The 1,836-nt window shown below is 28.1% G+C and carries 6 protein-coding genes; all 6 read right to left on the reverse strand.

The window, feature by feature from the left end:
* Nucleotides 1–85: 85 nt before the first annotated feature.
* From VK998_RS07360 to VK998_RS07385, 6 genes are read right to left on the reverse strand one after another with little or no spacing between them, the layout of a single operon-like run.
* Nucleotides 86–352, reverse strand: a complete 267-nt coding sequence (locus VK998_RS07360; protein ID WP_325227118.1) for a hypothetical protein — start codon at nucleotides 350–352, stop codon at nucleotides 86–88.
* Complete coding sequence (locus VK998_RS07365) at nucleotides 352–567, reverse strand: hypothetical protein (protein ID WP_325227120.1); 216 nt, start codon at nucleotides 565–567, stop codon at nucleotides 352–354. The genes VK998_RS07360 and VK998_RS07365 overlap by 1 nt, the downstream gene beginning before the upstream one ends.
* A gap of 2 nt (nucleotides 568–569) precedes the next feature.
* Nucleotides 570–1,232, reverse strand: a complete 663-nt coding sequence (locus VK998_RS07370; protein WP_325227123.1) for a hypothetical protein — start codon at nucleotides 1,230–1,232, stop codon at nucleotides 570–572.
* Nucleotides 1,225–1,374, reverse strand: coding sequence for a hypothetical protein (locus VK998_RS07375; RefSeq protein ID WP_325227125.1), 150 nt, complete (start codon nucleotides 1,372–1,374; stop codon nucleotides 1,225–1,227). Before VK998_RS07375 ends, VK998_RS07370 begins: the two co-directional genes overlap by 8 nt.
* The gene (locus VK998_RS07380; RefSeq protein WP_325227128.1) at nucleotides 1,375–1,518 is read right to left on the reverse strand and encodes a hypothetical protein; all 144 of its coding nucleotides are present in this window, start codon (nucleotides 1,516–1,518) and stop codon (nucleotides 1,375–1,377) included.
* Complete coding sequence (locus tag VK998_RS07385; protein WP_325227131.1) at nucleotides 1,511–1,648, reverse strand: hypothetical protein; 138 nt, start codon at nucleotides 1,646–1,648, stop codon at nucleotides 1,511–1,513. The genes VK998_RS07380 and VK998_RS07385 overlap by 8 nt, the downstream gene beginning before the upstream one ends.
* Between the last annotated feature and the right edge of the window lie 188 nt (nucleotides 1,649–1,836).

The raw sequence follows: 1,836 nt of genomic DNA on the forward strand, positions 1-1,836 counted from the left end.
TAACCCATTTAATATATTATCCTTAAACGACCTATCTTCGACATTGGTTTTCATTGCTAACTTCACATATTCTTTAAAATCCATATTAAATACCTCCTAATATTTTTTCAATTTTCTTATCCGTTTCTTTAGATATTTCCAATAATTCTTCAATTGACTTGGCATCTGATGTTCTAATTTTTAGCTCTTTAAATCCTTTTAAAGCAGCTTCTACAGTACTATAATATCCATAAACTGTTTTATAAGTTTCCCCTTTTTTATCTCCATCTTGTATTACTTTAGTTTCCTCAATAATATAATTCATACTATCACTTATTAAAGTGTACTTATCATCTAAAGGAATATTAACCATTATTTCACCTCCTTTGGCATTTGAAATACCCCAACTTGATGTCCTACAGATTGTGAAATCATATCCATTACACATTTAGCTTGTTCGGGTGTTTCATAATCACCCAATATTAAAATACCATTATCTGTAACCTCTACTATTCCATAACCATCTTCTGAAAATCCTAACGTTTGACAATAAGTTAATATATTACCATTTTGACTTCTTATCCACATAGTTAATTCTCCTTTATAATTGCTTTAATTTCACCTCTAAATGTTTCATTCATATAAGAAATGTCTCCCATTTTTCTTACCAGCTCTGGTAGTTTTTTAGTATCTACAACAAACTCAATAACACTACCATCTTTTCTATGTTGCATATTGGTTTCATCAGTATGTTTATCATCTTTTATATCAGCAACTATCACCTTAAAACTTTCCCCGTTTTCCATGTGAACAATTAATTTATCCCCAATACTATTAGAATAATGTGTGCCAACAGCTATACAATAGTATTCGTTTAGTTTTCTAAACCCAGTATCAGTCGTGTAACAGTCCTTATTTTGCTGTAATTCATATTGTTTGCTAGAACTATCGGTTATTTTTCTATAGTCCATGTATGTCTTTCTAGAACTATTCTTAGGCACATTTCTACTAATCATATTTCTATTTGGAGGTTTTAACTTATCTTTTTCCATATTTTTAATTAGTTCTATAAATTCTTCCTTATCTGAAGTAAGTTCATTGTTTGTTTCAATTAAATCATCTAATGTTTCTAAAATATTTTTTTGTTTGTTTAAAATTTCATCATAGTTTTTCTTTAAAATGGTTATCATATAACTATGACATATTAAACAGATAATTACTAATAATAAATATATGTTTTTAAGACTATTCATAATCAAGTACATCCACTCGGCAATCTATACTTTGCCAATTTCTATTTTCTATTTCTTCTTTTAATTTGTCAGCTATATTTTCAATATTCTCATCCAATTCAAAATTCTCACCTGTTTCAAGATTATAAATTCTTATAACCATTTAATCCCTCCATCCTTTAAGCATCTCTTGAAATAAATTTTTCATATAGTTATATTCTAAGTTTAATCTGTATTCTGCTAACATTTCATAAATATTACCACCTAGGAAATATAATTCTATCATTTGGTTTATAATCTCATTCATTCTTTATTTCCTCCACAGTCTCAATAAATTCATTTAAACTTCTAGGTACAAAATGTAAACCTTTAGATTTTTCAATTCTTTTCTTATGAATCCTTTGAGCAGGGGACATTTGATTGTCCCCAACTTTCAACTCAAAGGCTACAAATTTACCATTTATACAAGCTATTATATCAGGTGCACCTTTACCACCCCAGCCTGAACCATGAATATTTATGTGGTAAATATCATTGTTTTTCAGATATTTGATACATTTATCCTGAAAATTTTTTTCTAGGATAGTAAATCATCTAATGATACATCTTCCTCATTAGAGTTCCC

The sequence above is a fragment of the Schnuerera sp. genome (assembly GCF_035459645.1).
Classification (GTDB): domain Bacteria; phylum Bacillota; class Clostridia; order Tissierellales; family Tepidimicrobiaceae; genus Schnuerera.